The organism is Streptomyces sp. NPDC051662 (assembly GCF_040681655.1).
In the GTDB taxonomy this organism is placed as follows: domain Bacteria; phylum Actinomycetota; class Actinomycetes; order Streptomycetales; family Streptomycetaceae; genus Streptomyces.
On record NZ_JBFAZD010000004.1, the window covers coordinates 49,145 to 63,364 of the forward strand.

General features: G+C 61.9%; 14 protein-coding genes. All 14 read left to right on the forward strand.

Going from position 1 to position 14,220, the window contains the following annotated elements:
* Positions 1 to 13 precede the first annotated feature (13 nt).
* The 14 genes from AB0M67_RS07870 to AB0M67_RS07935 all read left to right on the forward strand — a co-directional run bounded on the left by AB0M67_RS07870 (position 14) and on the right by AB0M67_RS07935 (position 13,924).
* Entirely contained in the window at positions 14 to 1,003 is a 990-nt protein-coding gene (locus AB0M67_RS07870) for a phage tail tube protein (RefSeq protein WP_365743808.1), read from the forward strand.
* Between the two features lie 442 nt (positions 1,004 to 1,445).
* The gene (locus AB0M67_RS07875; RefSeq protein WP_365743810.1) at positions 1,446 to 1,721 is read left to right on the forward strand and encodes a hypothetical protein; all 276 of its coding nucleotides are present in this window, start codon (positions 1,446 to 1,448) and stop codon (positions 1,719 to 1,721) included.
* A 216-nt stretch (positions 1,722 to 1,937) separates the two neighbouring features.
* Complete coding sequence (locus AB0M67_RS07880) at positions 1,938 to 4,127, forward strand: phage tail tape measure protein (RefSeq protein ID WP_365743812.1); 2,190 nt, start codon at positions 1,938 to 1,940, stop codon at positions 4,125 to 4,127.
* A 40-nt stretch (positions 4,128 to 4,167) separates the two neighbouring features.
* Positions 4,168 to 5,034: a hypothetical protein gene (locus AB0M67_RS07885; RefSeq protein WP_365743814.1), complete on the forward strand. Its 867-nt coding sequence runs from the start codon at positions 4,168 to 4,170 to the stop codon at positions 5,032 to 5,034.
* A gap of 1 nt (position 5,035) precedes the next feature.
* Positions 5,036 to 6,028, forward strand: a complete 993-nt coding sequence (locus AB0M67_RS07890; protein ID WP_365743816.1) for a hypothetical protein — start codon at positions 5,036 to 5,038, stop codon at positions 6,026 to 6,028.
* A gap of 57 nt (positions 6,029 to 6,085) precedes the next feature.
* Complete coding sequence (locus AB0M67_RS07895; protein ID WP_365743817.1) at positions 6,086 to 7,123, forward strand: hypothetical protein; 1,038 nt, start codon at positions 6,086 to 6,088, stop codon at positions 7,121 to 7,123.
* A complete protein-coding gene (locus AB0M67_RS07900; protein WP_365743819.1) occupies positions 7,113 to 7,928 on the forward strand; it encodes a hypothetical protein in 816 nt (271 codons plus the stop codon). The genes AB0M67_RS07895 and AB0M67_RS07900 overlap by 11 nt, the downstream gene beginning before the upstream one ends.
* A gap of 12 nt (positions 7,929 to 7,940) precedes the next feature.
* Positions 7,941 to 8,204, forward strand: a complete 264-nt coding sequence (locus AB0M67_RS07905; RefSeq protein ID WP_365743821.1) for a hypothetical protein — start codon at positions 7,941 to 7,943, stop codon at positions 8,202 to 8,204.
* Complete coding sequence (locus AB0M67_RS07910; protein WP_365743823.1) at positions 8,188 to 10,047, forward strand: hypothetical protein; 1,860 nt, start codon at positions 8,188 to 8,190, stop codon at positions 10,045 to 10,047. Before AB0M67_RS07905 ends, AB0M67_RS07910 begins: the two co-directional genes overlap by 17 nt.
* Positions 10,048 to 10,115: 68 nt before the next feature.
* On the forward strand, positions 10,116 to 10,961 hold the full coding sequence (locus AB0M67_RS07915) for a peptidoglycan-binding protein (protein WP_365743825.1): 846 nt from the start codon (positions 10,116 to 10,118) through the stop codon (positions 10,959 to 10,961).
* 11 nt (positions 10,962 to 10,972) lie between these two features.
* Entirely contained in the window at positions 10,973 to 11,155 is a 183-nt protein-coding gene (locus tag AB0M67_RS07920; protein ID WP_365743826.1) for a hypothetical protein, read from the forward strand.
* A gap of 53 nt (positions 11,156 to 11,208) precedes the next feature.
* Entirely contained in the window at positions 11,209 to 11,775 is a 567-nt protein-coding gene (locus AB0M67_RS07925; RefSeq protein WP_365743828.1) for a hypothetical protein, read from the forward strand.
* Positions 11,776 to 11,904: 129 nt separating this feature from the next.
* Positions 11,905 to 12,081, forward strand: a complete 177-nt coding sequence (locus AB0M67_RS07930) for a hypothetical protein (protein WP_365743830.1) — start codon at positions 11,905 to 11,907, stop codon at positions 12,079 to 12,081.
* 133 nt (positions 12,082 to 12,214) lie between these two features.
* A complete protein-coding gene (locus tag AB0M67_RS07935; RefSeq protein WP_365743832.1) occupies positions 12,215 to 13,924 on the forward strand; it encodes a hypothetical protein in 1,710 nt (569 codons plus the stop codon).
* Positions 13,925 to 14,220 lie beyond the last annotated feature (296 nt).

The window sequence follows — 14,220 nt, forward strand, 5'->3', positions numbered from 1 at the left end:
AGGGGGCGCAAGCATGGCGCTTGACGCAAGCATTGGCATTGGGCAGGAGTCCGCTTACGGGACACTGTCCGGCACCGTTGAGGGTTACGAAGGCCACGCCGACTCGTGGAAGACGACCCGTGAGTTCATTGAGTCTGTCGGCTTCCGCGCCGGTATGCAGACCAACCGGGCTGACCGCCGGAACATCGTCAACATGGGCGGTGAAGGTGAGATTGAGATTGACGTTCTCGACGCGGGGGCAGGATCTCTCTTCGCTGCGGCATTCGACAAGTCCACCGTGACGAGCAACGGGGACGGTACGCGCACGTGGGTCTTTGAGACTTCGTCCGACATGCTGTCCCCTTCGTTCTCGGCTCAGATGGTTCGCCCCACCGTGGACGGTACGAAGGTGGCGTACAAGCACCTTGGCTGTGTCGCCACTGAGTGGGAACTGACCGCTGAGACCGAAGAGGCTTCCGTTCTGACGGTCGGCTTTGACTTCCGGGACGTGACCCACTCCAAGCTTCCCGGTGACATTGTCGCGCCCGTGTATCCCGTTGAGGCGTACGCGTACGACTGGACGCGGACGAGCATTGCCCTGACCCGGGACGGCAGCGCGGTACCGATTTACGCGACGAAGCTTGATCTGTCCGGGGACCGTGGCCTGAACGTGGACCGTCGCTTTCTGCGGGGGAACGCGCTCAAGGAGAAGCCCGTTCGCAACGCCATGCCGACTTACGAAGGCAGCCTTGAGGGTGAGTTCTCGGTTGACTCGCTGGGGCTGTACGAAGCCTTCATTGCGGGTGAGCTGTGCGGGCTCGTGGTCAACATGGCCGGTCTGATTCCGAGCACTTCGCTCAAGGTGGAAGCGCCGGCCGTTCAGTTCACGGGTGAGTCCCCGGAAGCGTCCGTTGACGAACTGACCATTCACAACCTGCCGTTCCGCGTGCTTGACCCGGGCAACGGCACTGCGGCAATCAAGGTGACGTACACGGAGCCTGAGCCGGAGTCGGCCACGCCGTAAGGAGTCCGCTCGTGTCCCGTAGCAATTTCACAGTTCAGGTTGACGGTCTCCGTGAGTTTCAGCGGAACGTGAGACAGCTACGGGACAAGGAGCTGAACAAGACGATCCGGGGAGCGAACAAGCAAGCCGGTGAACTCGTCCTTCCCGCTGCTGTACGTGAGTCCCCGGACGGTCACCGGGACGCTAAGTCGTCCAAGAAGTACCGTCCGGGTCGTCTCGACAAGAGCATTAAAATCGTCGCTTCCCAAAAGTCGGTAGCGATCAAAGCGGGCTCAGCGTCCCGTGTTCCCTACGCTGCCGCAATTCACTTCGGTTACCGGAAGCGGAACATTCGCCCGAACCGATTCCTTTACCGCGCTATGGCTCGTAAGTCTCAGGCCGTAAGCGCGACGTATGAGCGGCTGGTTACTCAGATCGTTCGCGACTACTTGGAGAGTTGATTATGCCCGCTCAGAAGCCGAAGCCTGTTGCTGACGACGTTCTGTCTCTCAAGATGGACAGCCTTACCGTTGGCGAGATTTGCGAGATCGAAGAGATCATTGACGGTCCGCTTGACGGTGTCGCGAAGGCCGGTAGCAAGAAGGGCAAGCTCATCCTTGCCATGGCGTACGTGGTCAAGAAGCGCACCAACCCTGACTTCACCCTTGAGGACGCGAAGAACCTTCGCATTGAGTTCAAGGGCAAGGCGAAGGCGGACCCTACCGCGCCCAACGCGTAGTGACGTGCGCGCGTCTCGTTGGCCACTTCAAGGGGCTTTCGTGGCGCGACGTGCAGTCCCTTGAGCTGAGGGATTTTCGCGCGTTGGTGGATCAGATGAACGACGACCTTGAGGCACAAGAGCGCGAGTACAAGAAGTCTTCGCGCGGGGGACGTGGCCGGCCTTCCGGCAGCAATGGGGAGCGCCGTACTCCCGTCATGACGTAGGGGGTGCGCTGTGGCTGATCCCATTCGGATCACACTCATTGGCGACGCGGAAGACCTGTCTCAGACTCTTGACGAAGCCGGTCAGGAAGTCAGCAAGTTCGGTGAGATAGCGGGGGGTCTCGCTCTCGCTGCGGGTGGTGCGATTGCCGCCGGTATCGGCATGGGCATTGCGGACGCGCTAGAACAGGGTGCGAACAACGACCTTCTTGCCGCTCAGTTGGGCGCGACACCCGCTGAGGCTAAGAAGCTGGGTGAGGCTGCCGGAGCCGTGTACTCGTCCGGTTACGGGGAATCCGTGGCTGACGCGAACGACGCGCTCAAGAATCTTTGGCAGCAAGGACTTGTTCCCGCCGGGGCTACCGCTGACGAAATGGCGAACATTTCCAAGCAAGCCATGGACGTTGCAACGGTCCTGGGTGACGAAGTCGGACCGACTTCTAACGCGGTCGGGCAGATGCTCAAGACCGGGTTGGCGAAGAACGCCACTGAGGCTTTCGACATTCTCACGAAGGGTGCTCAGGAAGGCGCGAACAAGTCGGAAGACCTTTTGGACACGTTCAATGAGTACGGCGTTCAGTTCAAGGGGCTAGGTCTCGACGGCAAGACGGCAATGGGTCTCCTGTCTCAGGGGCTCAAGGGTGGCGCTCGTGACGCTGACCTTGTGGCAGACAGCCTCAAGGAGTTCGGTCTTATCGTCAGGGCCGGCGGAGATCAGGTCAACGAGTCGTACGCGAAGATTGGCCTTTCCGGCAAGGACATGACGAAGGCCATTGCGGAGGGTGGTCCGGCTGCCGCTAAGGCGCTTGATCAGACGCTTGACGGTCTCCGCGCTGTCAAGGACCCTGCCGAACGCTCCGCTCTCGCAGTGAAGCTTTTCGGTACTCAGGCTGAGGATATGCAAGACGCGCTTTTCAGTCTTGACCCTTCTAAGGCTGTGGCGGACCTGGGCAAGGTGGACGGAGCGGCGAAGTCAGCCGGCGACACCATGCACGACAACGCGGCAACGAAGCTCAAGGCGTTCAGCCGTGGCCTACAGCAAGACCTTGTTGACTTCCTGGGCGGAACGGTCATCCCGGCGGTTACGGCATTCGCTGACAAGCTCAGTTGGGTCGGCACGGCCATTACAACAACCGCGTCGTTCATCAGTCAGCACAGCACGACCTTCGGGATTATCGCCGGAGTGATCACGACCCTGATTCTCCCCGCGCTGATCGCATGGGGTGTTCAGCAAGTCATCACAGCGGCAACGGTGGTCACGGGTTGGATTACGACGGCAACCGCGTCGGTCACGTCCGCAGCAACTCAGGTGGCAGCGTCGTGGTCAACGATCGGGGGATGGATAGCGGCGGCAGCACGAGCCGTGATCTCCGGTGCCGTGATCGTAGCCACGTGGGTTCTCATGGGGGCTCAGGCGCTTCTACAGGCTGCCCGCATGGCCGCTGCATGGCTGGTCGCTATGGGTCCCATTGCCCTGATCATTGCCGCGATCGTCGCGCTTGCGCTGATCATCTGGCAGAACTGGGACACCATCAAGCAATGGACTCTTGACGCGTTTCAGTGGGTTTGGGATTGGGTCAAGAAGATCTTCGGATGGCTCAAGGATCTCTTCCTGAACTTCACCGGTCCCGGGCTGATCATCAAGCATTGGGACACGATCGTGAACGCCACGAAGACCGCATTCACGACCGTCAAGAACTTCGCGAAGAACGCGCTAGACGCGGTAATCAACTTCGTGACTTCGCTTCCCGGTCGAATCCTGAGCGCGGGTCGTTCCATCCTGAGCGCGGGCAAGTCCATCGGTGGTTACGTCATTGACGGAATCAAGAACGGACTCAGCGCGCTGGGCGGGTTCGCGTCGTCTCTCGCGTCCGCTGTGGGTCGCGCGGCGAAGGGTGCAATCAACGGCGTGATTGACCTTCTCAACTGGGCAATCCCGAACAAGCTGGGTTGGGGCAAGCTCAGCATTGATCTGCCGGACAGCCCCATTCCGAAGATCCGCGCCATGGGCGGACCGGCTTCCGGCGTGGTCCGTGTCGGTGAGCGTGGACCCGAAGAGGTCTTTCTTCCGAACGGTTCCCGCGTCGTCCCGAACCACTCGCTTTCCGGCGGCAGTGGGGTCACGGTCAACGTCCAGACGAACGCCGACCCGTTCGCGATTGGACGTGAAGTCGCATGGGCGCTGCGTACGTCGCCGGCATAGGTCAGCCCACTCTTGAGAGTAGGCAGAAGAGGGGGATGGTATGGCGGAGTTGAACGACTGGACGTGTGAATACAACGGGCTCGTCATGGGGGAACCCGACTCCGCCGTATCCATCGTTGCCGTTGACGGGTTGCTGACCCTGCCGGAGATCCGGTCATCTGACCTGACTCTTGTGCAGCGTCACGGCCTGTTCGCGGGGGACGACTACATGAACGGCCGAACGTTGACCGTGACCCTTGAGGTCTACGGCAGCACGCGTGAGGAGTTCACTCAGGCGCTCGTGAATCTGCAAGCAGCGTTCATGCCCGGGGACATTGAGAAGCCGTTGCGCTTCCGGTTCCCGGGCGTGGCTGCCGATCAGACCGGGTACGTCATGGCGCGTCCACGGAAGCGGAGCGCTCCCCTTGACTTGAACTTCGCCAACATGGTTTGCAACGTGGTCGTTGAGCTGTACTCAACGTCCCCGTACGTGTATGGCGACGCGCCCCGGGAAACGGTGGTGCGGAGTTACGAGCGCGAAGCGGACATGTCCGGGCTCACCTTCCCTGCCGCTGTGCCGTGGCAGGTGCGTGGTTCGGGTGTCGCGCCGGCTGACCCCATTACGTGGCTGACTCAGTACGGGTCGGTGGTCGCTCGTCCCCTTGTCTCCATTACCGCCGGGGCTTCTCCCACGTTGTGGGACGACTCAACGGGTTGGTACTTCGCGGTGGATTACGACGGAGACATTGTCATTGACAGTGCTCAGGAGATCGTGACCACAGCGCAAGGAGACGACATTACGGGGCTCGTCAAGGCGGGTTCCATTTGGCCGGAGTACGGTCCCGGGCTTCACCGGCTGAGGCTCACAAGCCGGGATGAATTCACTTCCGCACGCGCGGTCATTACGTGGTCAGAAAGGTGGGTCTAGCATGGCGGGTTTTGCGTGGTTCCAAGAAGGCGTTACGTACGGCGGTAACGACCTTGCGAACTTCAACAGTCTCAACATTCCGCGTCTCGGCATGACCCACCTGTTCGCGTCTACGTCTGAGTTTCTGATGAACAGTGACCAGACTGCCCGCACGGTGGCCGTGGGCGCTGGGAACGTGCTCGTGGGGCTGAGCGCGGGTGGCGCAACGTGGGCATGGACCCCGGGCGCGACGGTGGCTGTTCCGACTGCCTCAAGCGCGAACCCGCGTAGGGACCTAGTCATTGCCCGGCTTACGTCGCTTGCCGCTGACGGTACGAACGGGTTGGCAATCGAGATCGTTGCCGGTACTCCGGCGGCAACTCCGGTGGCTCCGGCTCGTCCCGCGAACGCCGTTGCGCTGGGTTGGGTGGACGTACCGAAGGCCACGACCACGTTCACGCTGACCGTCACGCGGTATCAGGGTCAGTACCGGGATCAGGCAGCGTTGGCCGGCCGTGGCGCTCTCGCTGTGGATTGGGCGGGACAGCTTCCTACCGCGTCCGCTGTGAGCGTTGGCGCGATCGTTTACGACGTTGGCACTAACCAGCGCTGGACGCGGAAGGGCGACGGTACGTGGTTCACGTCGGACCCGGGTCCGTGGAAGCTGTGCACCCCTCAGAACGTACAGGCGAAGGACGGAACCAACGTCACGGTGACCGGCACGCTGTACGCCCGTGAGGATTCCACGAAGTGGGAACTGAGCGGTCAGCTCACGTTCTCCCCCAGCAAGGACATTGACCAACTGACCGTTCCCGCGCTGATTCCGGCCACCATTTCGCGCCCGACTCAGAACACGTACGGGTCTTCGGGTCAGACGTACGGGACCACGTCAGCGGGTGGTGTCGGTCGTATCGCGCTCATGGCGAACGGCTCCATGGAGTACGGCAACGACGGTGTCATTGCCAACTTGTACGTGAACGAACAGTTCAGTAAGAGCCCGTGGAACACGGCTTGATACCTACTCTCAAGAGTGGGCTAGGGGGATGTAATGCCGGCTGCCCGCTATGAAGTAGTGCAGACAGACGCTCAGACCGGTGGGGTTGTCACGACCCTGCCGGTCACGGGGATTAGCTACACGGAGACCCTGAACGGTGCGGGCTCCGCCACGGTGGCAATCCCCCTCACAGCGCCCGAAGCCGACCCGACGACCCTTTACCCGGGCGCTTCCGGGATAGCCGTTCTGCGGGACGGTGAACCGGTGTGGGGTGGCCTTCTATGGACGGCTTCCGCTGACCTTGCCGGGGGGACGCTCACGCTCAACGCGTCGGGTTACCACTCGTACTACGCGGGCAGGGTGCTGCACGACGGTTACAGCCGGAACGGGGATCAGGCTCACCTTCTCCGCGATTGGTACGAGCTGTGCAACGCGGACAACGGCATTGCGACCGACACGAGCCGGCTGACGACCACCGGGCGTATCCGTAACCGGAAGTGGACTCAGTACGAGTTGAAGAACGTCGCTGAGGCTGTTCAGGAGCTTGCCGAAGACGCGGGGGGATTCAACTTCCGGTACGTCCCTTACTGGGATCAGAACGGGCGTGTCGGCAACCGGATTCTCAAGTCTGGCAAGGGCGAAAACGCAATCCCTTTCGCTCTAGTACACACACAGAACTGCAACGTGACTCAGGTCAGTTACGACAGTGCAGCCATGGCGACGCGCGTCTATGCGGTCGGTGCGGACAACGGCAACGGCACGAAGCTTGTCGGTATCGCTGACAACACGGACCTTGCCGCGCGTATGCCGACTAAGCACATGGTGCAGACGTTCAGCGACGTGAAGACGACTGAAACGCTCCTGAACAAGTCTGCCGCCATTCGTGACGCGGGTCGTGAGCCCGTTGCTATCCCGACGCTGACGTTGTACCCGGGCGCGTTCAACCCGACTGACTTCGTCCCCGGGGACTCCGGCGCTGTGCAAGCCGATTACGGGTACGTCGCTCTCCTGTCTGACTTCGTGATCACGGAGCGGAAGACAGATGTTGACGTGAACGGCACGGAGTCAACTTCCCTGTCTCTCGCTAACAAGGAGCTGTTCACGAGTGCCGACTAACGCCAATGCGCTTCCGCCTTCTCTGGTCACAGAGCTGAGCGAACTCAAGCGCCGTATTGCCGCCATGGAGCGCGCCCCTGACGTTCTCGCGAAGTTCGACCGCTACCCGACGACCGAATGGGCTGCCATCGGACGCGGCAAGGTCAGCGGGAATGCGTGGTCTTCGTGCGGCATTGCCAACGTCACCGGTCTCGTCTATGACCGCATTGAGGCGAAGTTCATTACGGACCGGATCATTACCGGGAAGGCTGAGGCTGAACTTCGGTTCGCGTCTTTCCGGCACTTCGGGAATGCGCAGAAGGAATGCCTGAGCGCTTCCCGATCAATCATCGTGCGCGGTTCCGCCACTCGGCAAATCGGGACGTGCATTTTCCAATGGGTCCACGGAATCCCTTTCGGTTGGGACTACGAAGACGGGGATGCGACGTACACGGTTGAGCTACAGCACCGGTACGTAACGGGGCCGACCGCTGATGTTCCGGACCGTCGTCAGCTCTTCGCCTTCAACAAGGCAGTGAGCACAACCGCGCCCGGTGGTGGCGCTCTCGCCATGCCGAACAACGAGGATTTTGCCACTGCCGTTGTGTCGCAAACGCGCCCCGGTGTGTCTCTTGGGTGGGTCACCGTTTCGGACCCTTCCAACCTTGACCCGTACGACGGCTCTTACAACGTCAGCAACATGCATTACTGCGTTGGCCTTCCCGCTGACCGCGCTCCGAACGCCACAACTGACGGGTGGGGTTGGTACACGGGTGGCACTGCGGAAGGTGGCGACGCGCCCAACATCAATGACCCGTATCTGTAAGGACGCGCGCACATGGAACTTTCAAGCCTAGTTGGGGCTTCGGAAATCGTCGGTGGCGCTGCCCTCTTCCTAATGCTCGTGTACCGGCAGGTGAAGACCGGTGCTAAGGACGCATGGCGCGAAGAGGCTGAGGCACAGACAGCACGGGCCGACCGCCTTGAGAGAGAGCTGAGCCGGCTTACCGAAGTCGTTGAATCGCTCCGGCGCGAGAACCGTGAGCTTCGCACTCACATTGACCGGCTTCTGAACAGGGGGACAGATGACGATTCCCATTGAGACCTACCCACTTCCCCCTAGCATCGCGACCGTCAAGGTCAAGGGGCAGTACCGGGGACCGGACGGCAGGGGGCTACAGGGAACGGTTACCTTCACGGGTCCGGGTCTCCTGACGTTCCCTGACGCTGATCTCTTCATTGCCGGTCCGGTGGTCGCGCGTCTGGACGAGTTCGGCGCGTTCACGGTGACCCTTCCCGCTACGGACAACGAAGGTATGAACCCTTCGGATTGGTCGTACACGGTGAAGGAGAACCTGACCGGTGTGACGGGGGCTCGTACCTTCGCTCTCCTTCTCCCGAAGGGCACAGCGGAGATTGACCTTGCTGACGTTGCGCCGGCTGACCCGACCACACCGACGTACGTTCCCGTTCCGGGTCCCCAGGGCGAGAAGGGTGACACCGGGCTTGCGGGTTCCCAGGTCTACACGGGCAGCACCGTTCCCGCTGACACGCTGGGCGCGAATGGCGACGTTTACAACCGGTACGAGACGACGACGTTTTTGGGTGTCACGAGCACGACCGTGACGACGTACGGCAAGAGCGCCGGAACGTGGGTTGCCGCCGGTAGCGTGCGTGGTGCTGCGTGGTACGTGAACACGGGTGCCACGTCCAGCACGGACACAAAGCCCGGGGACATGCTCCTTCGGACGGATACCGGCGACGTGTGGCAGCGGAGCGCGTCCGGTTGGGGCAACACGGTCGGAAACCTCAAGGGTCCCCAGGGCATACAGGGTGTGCAAGGCGTTCAGGGTGTCAAGGGGGACACGGGCGCGACCGGTGCTCAGGGACCGAAGGGCGACACGGGCGCTACAGGGGCGGCAAGCACTGTGGCGGGACCCAAGGGTGACACCGGGCTGACAGGCGCTCAGGGACCCAAGGGAGACACCGGAGCGACCGGAATTCAGGGACCGAAGGGTGACCCGGGCTCCGGCTCCGTCAACTCTGTGAACGGTGACCTAGGGCCGGACATTGTCCTTGACGCTGCGGACGTGAGCGCAATTCCCGCGTCTGCCAAGGGTGTTGCTTCCGGTGTCGCGTCGCTGGGCACTGACGGCAAGGTTCCGACCGCTCAGCTTCCGGTCCTTGCCGACCCGAACGCGGTGACGAGCGTCAACGGTCTTCCGGGACCGACTGTCACGCTCACCGCTGCTAGCGTCTCGGCTCTTGCCGCGTCAACGAAGGGTGCAGTCAACGGCGTTGCTTCGCTGGACGCTGCGGGGGACGTGCCCATTGCTCAGGTGCCGAACGTGGCACGGAACGAGTGGAACGCGAAGGCGCTGGGGTTTGAGGCGTGGTCGTGTGATCCGTACGGCGTGGCCAACCCGGTTGCGAAGTATTTGAAGCCCGCGCGTCTGTACTTCGTCGGCTTCAACATCACGGAGAGCACGACGGTTGACCGCATCGTTCTGTTCGCGCGTGGATACGGCGGAGTGACCACGAACAGGTACCGCGCCGGTATCTACCGCGAAGCCGGGACGAAGGTTGTTGAGTCGGCTTCGGTCGCGCTCACCATGGCCGGCCAGGAAGCCGGAACACTCCCGGGCATGGTCACGAACCACATTGGCGCTGTGCCGATCACGATTGCTCAGACCGTGCTTGCACCTGGGCGCTACTGGGTTGCCTTCGCGCTCGTCACGGGCGGTACAGCGGACTTCGCGTATTTCCACGTGCAGAACGAAGCGCCTGTTGCCACAGCCAACTTCTTTATGACCACCGTGCCGTTTGCGCGTGCTTGGTACACGGAGGGGCAAGGCACCGGAGCACTCCCGACGACCGTGAGTCAGACAGCGGCAGGTGTGCTTGCCGATCACGACCTTCCGATTGTGGCGCTTGCCAACGTGTAAGCCCGCACAGTTTTTGAGCCCCTGCCCTGGGAATGGGCGGGGGCTCTTTTCATGAGAGGAGAAAGAACTTGTCCATAGACAAGGTTCTGAGCTTTGCAACCGCCGAAGTGGGTTACCACGAAGGCAAGTCCAATGGCCATTGGAACAACTTTCAGAAGTACAGTCCCGCTGTCCCTGGGCTTGAGTGGTCGCAGAATCAGGCATGGTGCGCGACTTTCGTGAGCTGGGTTGCGCTCAAGGCCGGCGTGGCTGACCTGTTCCCGCGTACCGCTTCGTGTGCAACGGGCGTGTCGTGGTTCAAGAACAAGGGGCGCTTCTCGGAGTACCCGGCGGTTGGTGCGCAAGTTTTCTTCGGTTCCGGTGGTGGGTCTCACACTGAGATCGTCGTCTCTTATGACGCGGATTACGTGTACACGGTCGGTGGCAACACGAACGTGAACGGCAGCGCGGAAGGGGACGGTGTCTATTCCAAGAAGCGCGCGCGTCGGGATGCGTACCTGTACGGATACGGCTTCCCCGCGTACTCCGGTGGCTCCGTGACCGCTGACCCGAACGCGGCGAAGTTCGGTTACAAGCTCAAGGCAACCGGCACGCTCAAGGACGTGACCGGCACGAGCCCCACGAAGCCGACCACTCCGGCGAAGCCCACCACTCCGGCGAAGCCCAAGTACGAGCCGTTCCCGGGTGTGGCGTGGTTCAAGAAGAACCCGAAGAGCCCGGTTGTCACGGCCATGGGCAAGCGGCTCGTTGCCGTTGGGTGCTCCGCGTACAAGTCGGGTCCGGGTGCTCAGTGGACGGACGCTGACAAGGCTTCGTACGCGAAGTGGCAGCGGAAGAGCGGTTACACGGGTGCCGACGCGGACGGTTGGCCCGGTAAGAGCACGTGGGACAAGCTCCGCGTGCCGAACGTCTAGGAGGTACGAACATGGGTGAGCACAGCAAGGCCGGCGCTATGTCGGCAGTCAGCGCGGTCTTCGCATGGGTCGGCAAGCACAAGGTGAAGATCCTTGCCTTCGCTGCGGGTGCCGTTGCTGCGGTCACGGCGGTCAAGCCTGACTTCCCGGGCGCGGCTGTCATGGGTGCGCTGCACGTCCTCTTGGGCGTGTAGGGAATCCCCTTCGCTCTCCTTCCGGTGAGACACACTCCGCCGGAAGGGGAACGATGCGGTACAAGCACGTTGGGTTGATCGGCAAGGCACGGAGCGGCAAGGACAGCGTGGCTAAGCGGCTCATACAGGGTCGGCAGTACACGCGCGTTGGCTTTGCTGATCCGCTTAAGGCCATGGCGCTACAGACGAACCCGCTGATCCCGACGAGCCCGGGTGTCGTGGTCCGGCTTGCTGCCCTGATCAACGACGTTGGTTGGGAGTACGCGAAGGACACGTACCCGGAAGTTCGCCGGCTGTTGCAGAACATCGGTCAGACCGTGCGGCTGCACGACGAAGATTTCTGGGTTCGCCTTGCGCTGCGGAAGGTGGACGCTGCCGACTCGTGGAACCTGCCGGTCGTCATCACGGACGTTCGGTACGAGAACGAAGCTGTGGCGCTGCGGCAACGTGGCTTCGCGCTCATCCGGGTCACACGCCCGGGTGCCGGAGCTGGGGAGAACGCGGGACACAGGAGTGAGACAGAGCTTGACTACGTGAACCCTGATCTCACGATCGGCAACACGGGCACGCTGGACGACCTGAACAGGATCGTTGACAGCTTGCTTCTCCCCCGGAGCTGACGAGACAGCCCCTCACTGACTGACCTTCGGGTTGGTCGGTGAGGGGCTTTTTCGTGTCCTGGGCTTGCTCAGTGCCTACTCTTAAGAGTAGTCTCTTCCTTGTAAGCAGGAACGACGGAGGGGGCAGCAATGATCAAGCGCGCGAAGGACGTTACGTACGGGGACGTGATCGTGACTCCGGCACCGGGGCTCATGGTGGCGAAGTGCGTTGCGTCGAACATGTACACCATGGAAACCGTGATTCGGAACGGTGAAGAGCGCTTCACCTTCGGTGCGTACGAGCCCGTTGAGACGCTGGACGACTGACGGTGTTGAGCCCCTGGGAGACCGGGGGCTTCGCACGCTGGGTAAAGCTTTGGTAACGCGGTCAGCCTACTCTCAAGAGTAGGTTGGCCGGTCCGATAGGGTAAGCGACGCAAGCCAGACAGGGGCAAACAGCATGGCCACCGTGACCGCACCGACCGGGTACCGCACCTTCTACCTTGGCAAGGGTAAGGTCGTTCACGCGGCTCAGGACAGCGACACGGTCACGCTGTGCAAGAAGCCCATTACGACTGTCCGGCTTGCCCACACGCCTTACATCACGTGCACTCAGTGCGCGAAGGTTGCGCTTAAGATGATCACTGACGAGCCGTCAGGCAGCGAAGGGGAACGGGACATGCCGAAGGCCGGCGCAAAGCTCGTGTGGCGACTCAAGTTCCAGTACGCCACACAGGAGAAGGCTTCCACGAACGCGCACTATGACGCTGAGAGCGCGGAGCGTGCGGCAGACGAGATGCTTGAGACCGCGCGCCGTAACGACTCGTCCGTAACGATCACGATCAGCAACCGGGAAACCGGCGAAAGCTACAGCTACCCCAAGGAGAAGGACACCATGGCCACGAAGGACACTGACGAACTGATCAGCGACGTTCACGCGAAGGTGGACGAGATCAAGGCGCTTGACCCGAAGTCCGAAGGGGCTGAGGAGAAGGCGAAGGGGCTGTACGACGACGCTGAGAAGATCGTGCGCAAGCTTCCTACCGAGAAGCGCAATGCCCTTCGCTCCGCCATGCGTGACGCTCGTGACGCTGTGGTGAACGGTGCGAAGCCCGCTGAGCCGGCGGACGGTCCCGCTCCTGCCCCCGCGTCCACTGCCATCGTGCGGCAGGCAGAAGACCCCATGGAGATTGAGGGGATTCCGGATCTCGTCAAGTCGTCCATCAAGGCGTTCAAGGACGGTGTTAAGTACGGGCTCAAGCTCTCCGAAGTCGGTGAGACCGTGGCGCGCACCATGCTTGAGATGCGTCTTCGCATGACTCACACGGCTTCCGGTCTGCCGGACCTGATGAGCATCGAAAAGAAGACGAAGAACAGCGCCGGTCTCGTGTACGACGGTGCGCGTGAGGGTGTGTCGAAGACGGACACGAAGACCAACGACGCTCACGACGCGTTGCAGAAGGCCACTCAGAACAAGATGGCTGACATCCTGGTTTCGTGGCTCCGGGACTTCTCCTCTTCCCCGAACCCGGAAGAGGCCATGGAGACCGCGCGGCTGTACTTCCCGGACGCTGTGACCATGGTGGAAGAGGCGCGCGAAGCCAAGGAAGCCGGCTCCGAAGACGTGACGGACGCGGACCTTGACCTGACCGAAGCGATTTACGCCGTGTACGCCGACGCGGACATTGAGCTTCCGCGCTACGGCCGTACCGAAGTGCAGCGCTTCAACTACCGCGTGAAGCAACTCGACACGACGCGCAAGGAGCTTGACGCGGCTCGTGACGCGCTGGACGACGACGACGTTGCGAAGGACGAGAAGGAGACCCTGACCGCGAAGGTCACGGAGCTTGAGGAGAAGGCGAAGGGGATCACGGACGAGATTCCCGCTGAGTGGCTTGAGAAGGCCGCGCCGGAGAAGACCCCGAAGCAGCGGGCAGCGGAGAAGGTCACGCGTGCCGAGAAGCTGACCACGAGCGTCACGAAGGCCGTGCGGAAGCTTGAGGGTGCTGAGCGTCAGGAAGTCAGCACGAGCCTTCTCAAGCTGGGGCGGACGCTTCTCCTGAGCGCTGCGGACGGAGCCGACAAGCTGACCGACGACGAGAAGGCGGATCTCAAGTCTCAGTACGAGTCGCTTGTTACCGCTCTTGCGGGTGAGGCTGCCAAGCTGTGAGCGGGTATGTGCTCGTGTCAACCGAAGCCGACGACGAGTCACACGCAGCGCCGAAGGACGGTCCCGAAACCCGGTGCGGGTACCCAGTGGCCGGCCCCGTGGGGAACGGTGACCCTTCGTGCGGGTACTGCCGCAACTTCCTTGGGCTTCCCGGCGGACCTTCCATGACAAGCGGGCAGATCATTCGGAAGCTCAAAGAGAGCTGACCACAGCGCGACCACAAGCCCCGGGCTCTTCCACAGCGGAAGGGTTCGGGGCTTCGTCGTGTAGTAGTGCAGTTTTGTAGGTATCCCAGG

What these genes read in the sequence shown, in the direction of transcription:
- AB0M67_RS07905 (WP_365743821.1), top strand. Translation starts at nt 7,941, where the DNA reads ATGGAACTTTCAAGCCTAGTTGGGGCTTCGGAAATCGTCGGTGGCGCT.
- AB0M67_RS07925 (WP_365743828.1), top strand. Translation starts at nt 11,209, where the DNA reads ATGCGGTACAAGCACGTTGGGTTGATCGGCAAGGCACGGAGCGGCAAG.
- AB0M67_RS07935 (WP_365743832.1), top strand. Translation starts at nt 12,215, where the DNA reads ATGGCCACCGTGACCGCACCGACCGGGTACCGCACCTTCTACCTTGGC.
- AB0M67_RS07890 (WP_365743816.1), top strand. Translation starts at nt 5,036, where the DNA reads ATGGCGGGTTTTGCGTGGTTCCAAGAAGGCGTTACGTACGGCGGTAAC.
- AB0M67_RS07885 (WP_365743814.1), top strand. Translation starts at nt 4,168, where the DNA reads ATGGCGGAGTTGAACGACTGGACGTGTGAATACAACGGGCTCGTCATG.
- AB0M67_RS07920 (WP_365743826.1), top strand. Translation starts at nt 10,973, where the DNA reads ATGGGTGAGCACAGCAAGGCCGGCGCTATGTCGGCAGTCAGCGCGGTC.
- AB0M67_RS07910 (WP_365743823.1), top strand. Translation starts at nt 8,188, where the DNA reads ATGACGATTCCCATTGAGACCTACCCACTTCCCCCTAGCATCGCGACC.
- AB0M67_RS07870 (WP_365743808.1), top strand. Translation starts at nt 14, where the DNA reads ATGGCGCTTGACGCAAGCATTGGCATTGGGCAGGAGTCCGCTTACGGG.
- AB0M67_RS07875 (WP_365743810.1), top strand. Translation starts at nt 1,446, where the DNA reads ATGCCCGCTCAGAAGCCGAAGCCTGTTGCTGACGACGTTCTGTCTCTC.
- AB0M67_RS07930 (WP_365743830.1), top strand. Translation starts at nt 11,905, where the DNA reads ATGATCAAGCGCGCGAAGGACGTTACGTACGGGGACGTGATCGTGACT.